This is a genomic window from Streptomyces sp. NPDC030222 (assembly GCF_055573115.1).
In genome coordinates this window covers 1-4817 of sequence record NZ_JBVICA010000054.1, presented here as the reverse complement: position 1 = coordinate 4817, position 4817 = coordinate 1, and the positions used below count along the sequence as shown (strand labels likewise).

At 73.2% G+C, this 4817-nt stretch carries 1 protein-coding gene; it reads right to left on the bottom strand.

Translation table 11 applies throughout. The features are described from left to right. On the bottom strand, nucleotides 1-4817 hold a 4817-nt coding region (locus ACZ4Z5_RS33155; RefSeq protein WP_468269964.1), incomplete at both ends, for an SDR family NAD(P)-dependent oxidoreductase.

Genomic DNA, 4817 nt, shown 5'->3' with positions numbered 1-4817 from the left:
CAGCCGCGAACACCGGGTACATCTCGTACAGCTCACGGCCCATCCCCAACCGCTGGCTGCCCTGCCCCGTGAACAGGAAGGCCAGCTTCCCGGCGGTCGGCGAGCCTTCCAGCAGGCCGGCCGTCCAGCCGCCTTCGGCGAGCGCGGCGAGCCCTGCCAGGAATCCTTCACGGTCCTCCGCGACCACCGCGGCCCGCCGGTCGAGGGCGGTCCTGCTGGTGGCCAGGGCGTAGCCGATGTCCGTGAGCGACTGCTCGGGGTGGTCCGCCATGTGTGCCGCCATGCGCGCGGCCTGGTCGCGCAGGGCCTGCCGGTCCTTCGCCGAGAGGAGCCACGGCAGGCTGCCGGGCACACGGTCGGGCTCGGGCCCTGCCTCGGGCTCCGCAGCCTCGGGGGCCTGCTCGATGACGGCGTGGGCATTGGTGCCGCTGAAGCCGAAGGAGGAGACCCCGGCCCGGCGCGGACGTCCCGTCTCCGGCCAGTCCGTGGCCGACTGCAGGAGGGTGACGGCTCCGGCCGACCAGTCGACGTGCGGGGTCGGCTCGTCGACGTGCAGGGTCCGCGGCAGCACCCCGTGCCGCATCGCCATGACCATCTTGATGATCCCGGCGACACCGGCGGCGGCCTGGGTGTGGCCCATGTTCGACTTGATGGAGCCGAGCAGCAGCGGCCGGTCGGCCGGCCGGTCCTGGCCGTAGGTCGCCAGCAGGGCCTGTGCTTCGATCGGGTCGCCGAGCGTCGTACCCGTGCCGTGGGCCTCGACGGCGTCGACCTCGCCCGCAGTCAGGCCTGCGTTGGCCAGAGCCTGCCGGATGACGCGTTGCTGGGCGGGGCCGTTGGGGGCGGTGAGGCCGTTTGAGGCACCGTCCTGGTTGACCGCCGTACCACGGACCACGGCCAGTACCGGGTGTCCGTTGCGCCGGGCGTCGGACAGCCGCTCCACCAGCATGACGCCGGCACCCTCGGACCAGCCCGTGCCGTCGGCGTCGGCGGAGAACGCCTTGCACCGGCCATCGGCCGCGAGGCCCCGCTGCCGGCTGAACTCCACGAAGGCCCCGGGGGTTGCCATCACGGTCACACCGCCCACCAGGGCGAGCGAGCATTCCCCGTTGCGCAGCGCCTGTACCGCCAGGTGCAGGGCCACCAGGGAGGACGAGCAGGCGGTGTCGACGGTGACGGCCGGGCCCTCCAGCCCGAAGGTGTACGACAGCCGGCCGGAGACGACACTGGCCGCGTTGCCCGTGCCGACGAAGCCCTGGACGCCTTCGGGCAGTACGGCGAGCCTGGAGGCGTAGTCGTGGTACATGACGCCGGCGAAGACGCCGGTGCGCGTGCCGCGCAGGGACCGCGGGTCGATGCCGGCCCGCTCGAAGGCCTCCCAGGAGGTCTCCAGCAGCAGCCGCTGTTGCGGGTCCATCGCCACGGCCTCGCGCGGCGAGATCCCGAAGAACGCCGGGTCGAAGGCGGAGGCGTCGAAGAGGAAGCCACCCTCGCGGGCATGGCTCGTCCCCTCCTCGCCGGTGTCGTCGGCGAACAATCCGTCGACGTCCCAGCCACGGTCGTCGGGGAACCCGGAGACGACGTCCCTGCCTTCCAGGACGAGCCGCCACAGGTCGTCCGGGCTCTCCACCCCGCCGGGGTATCGGCAGCCCAGGCCCACGATCGCGATGGGCTCGTCGTCGCGGGCGGCGACGGCGACCGGTGCCGACGGAGCCGCGGGCTCCGCGCCGAGCAGCTCGGTCCGCAGGTGGTCTGCCAGGACCATGGAGGTCGGGTGGTCGAAGACGAGGGTGGCAGGCAGACGGAGGCCGGTGGCGGCGGCGATGAGATTGCGCAGTTCGACCGCGGTCAGGGAGTCGAAGCCCAGTTCGCGGAAGGAGCGGTCGGCCTCGACCGCCTCGGGTCCGGCGTAGCCGAGCACCGCCGCGACCTGGGTGCGCACCAAGTCCAGTACGAACGCTTGCTGTTCGGTGACCGACAGGCCGACGAGGCGTGCGGCGGGCGCCGAGGCGTCGGGGGCTCCGGTACCGGCGGCACGGCGTGCGGGCGCCCGTACCAGGCCCGACAGCAGGGGCGGCAGCATGCCGCTGCCCGCCTGGGCGCGCAGCGCGGCAAGGTCCAGGCCGACCGGCACCATCAGCGGCGGCCGTCCGGCGGCCGTTGCCGCGTCGAACAACGCCACACCATCGGAGGCGGAAAGGGCGTTCACACCGCCACGGCCCAGACGCGAGACGTCCTCCGCGTCCAGAGCATCGCCCATGCCGCCGGCCTCGGCCCACAGACCCCACGCCAGCGACGTACCGGCCAGACCCAGCGCCCCGCGGTGTGCGGCCAGCGCGTCCAGGAACGTGTTGGCCGCCGCGTAGTTGGCCTGGCCGGCACCGCCGAACACACCGGCGGCAGAGGAGAACAGCACGAATGCTGACAGGCCGAGATCACGTGTGAGCTCATGGAGGTTCCACGCCGCATCCACCTTCGGACGCAGCACCGCCGACAGACGCCCAGCAGTCAGTGAACCGACCACGCCGTCGTCCAGCACTCCGGCCGTGTGAACCACCGCCGTCAGCGGGTACTCGGCCGGAATCCCCCCAAGAACAGCCGCCAGCGCCTCACGGTCGGCCACATCACACGCCGCCCACGACACCTCCGCACCCAGACCCGACAGCTCCGCCGACAACCCGACAGCACCCTCGGCACCCTCACCACGACGACTCACCAGCAACAGACGCCGCACACCGTGCTCGACAACCAGATGACGCGCAAACAGCCCACCCAGCGAACCACTCGCACCCGTCACCAACACCGTGCCATCAACCGGCCACTCCGCGGACTCCTCCGCGGGCACCGACGCACGTACCAGCCTCGGAACCAGCACGACGCCATCGCGCACCACCACCTCGGACTCACCCGAAAGCAGGGCAGCCACGATCGTGTGCTCGGGCAGGGCTTCGTCGTCGACGTCCAGGTCGACCAGGGCGAACCGTCCGGGGTGCTCGGTGGCCGCGGAACGTACCAGGCCCCACAGCGCGGCGCCCGCGAGGTCGCGGACAGCCTCGTCCGGGCCCTGCGCCGGCGTCGCGCCATAGGTGACGAAGACCAGCCGCGAGGACTCGAAACGCTCCTCGGCGAGCCAGGCCCGCACCTGGGCGAGTGCCTCGGCTGTCCGGGCGTGCACCGCTGTCGGCAGCACGGCCTCGGGATACGTGTCCGTGGTGATGAAGACCAGGTCCGGTGCGTCGGCGTCCGAAGTCGCCAGCTCGGTCAGGTCGGTGTACCGGGAGCAGTCCAGTCCGGGTATCCGCCCGCCCACCACGGCTCGTGAGACAGGGGCCGGAGCCGCCGTGGTCCGCTCCGCGGGCAGCGCCGTCCAGTCGACCTGGAACAGGGACTCCAGGCGGCCGCCCCGCGTCGCCGCGCCGATCTGCTCGGGTGAGACCGCTCGCAGGGCCAGCGAGTCCACCGAGGCGACGGGCCGACCGGCGGGATCGGCCAGTTCCAGCGACACCGCGCCGTGGCCGGCGGGAGCCAGGCGGACCCGTGCCGCCGCGGCGCCGGCCGCGTGCAGCCGTACGCCGTTCCACGCGAAGGGCAGCCGGGGCGTGTCGGCACCGGCATCGGTGTCGGCATCCGGGCCGGCCAGGAGGTCGCTGCCGAGCGCCAGGGTGTGCAGTGCGGAGTCGAGCAGCGCGGGGTGAAGTCCGAACGCGTCGGCGTCCTTCTGCGAGCCTCCGGCCAGGGCGAGTTCGGCGAACAGTTCGCCGTCGCGCCGCCAGGCCGCCCGCAGTCCCCGGAACAGGGGTCCGTAGCGGAGCCCGGAGGCGTCGAGCAGCTCGTACGCGTCGTCCACCGGGACGGGGATCGCGCCGGCCGGCGGCCAGGCACCGAGATCGGCGGTGGCGGCACGCACATCGTGCACCAGCAGCCCTGCGGCGTGCCGGACCCACGGCTCGTCGTCGGTGCCGGCCGCGCGGGAGTACACGGCGACCGCGCGGCGGCCCGAGGCGTCCGGCTCTCCGACCGTGACCTGGACCTGCACGGCGTCTCCGGCCTCCGGCAGGACCAGCGGGGTCCGGAGCGTCAGCTCCTCAAGGGCCGGGGCGCCGGCCCTTTCGCCGGCGTGCAGGGCCAGTTCGACGAAGGCTGTCCCCGGGACCAGGACGGAGCCCATGACGGCATGGTCGGCGAGCCAGGGGTGCGTGCGCAGCGACAGCCGGCCGGTGAGGACGCACCCGTCGGCGTCGGCGAGGGACACCGCCGCTCCGAGCAGCGGATGTCCGGCGGTCGAGAGGCCGAGGCCGGTGGCGTCACCGGGCAGCGAAGTGCCGGTCTCCGGCCAGAAGCGCTCGCGCTGGAACGGGTAGGTGGGCAGGTCGATGCGCCGCGCGCCCGTCCCGGCGAAGAGTGCGTCCCAGTCGGCCACCGCGCCGCGGACGTGTGCCTGGGCGAACGCGGTGGTGACGGTCTCCGCTTCGGCGCGATCCGCGCGCAGCGTGGGCGCGAAGACGGCCGCGGTCTCGTCGGTGATGCACGCCTGGGCGAGGGCGGACAGGGTGCCGTCGGGTCCGAGCTCGACATAGGCCGTGACCCCGGCGGCTTCGAGGGCACGGATGCCGTCGAGGAAGCGGACTGCCTCGCGGACGTGCCGGACCCAGAAGTCTGCCGTACCCATCTCGTCGGTGACCAGGGCGCCGGTCAGGCTGGAGACGACCGGGATGCGCGGGGTGCCGTACGTCAGCCCCTGCGCGACCTCACCGAAGGCATCCAGCATGCCGTCCATGCGCGGCGAGTGGAACGCGTGGCTGACGGCAAGGCGCTTG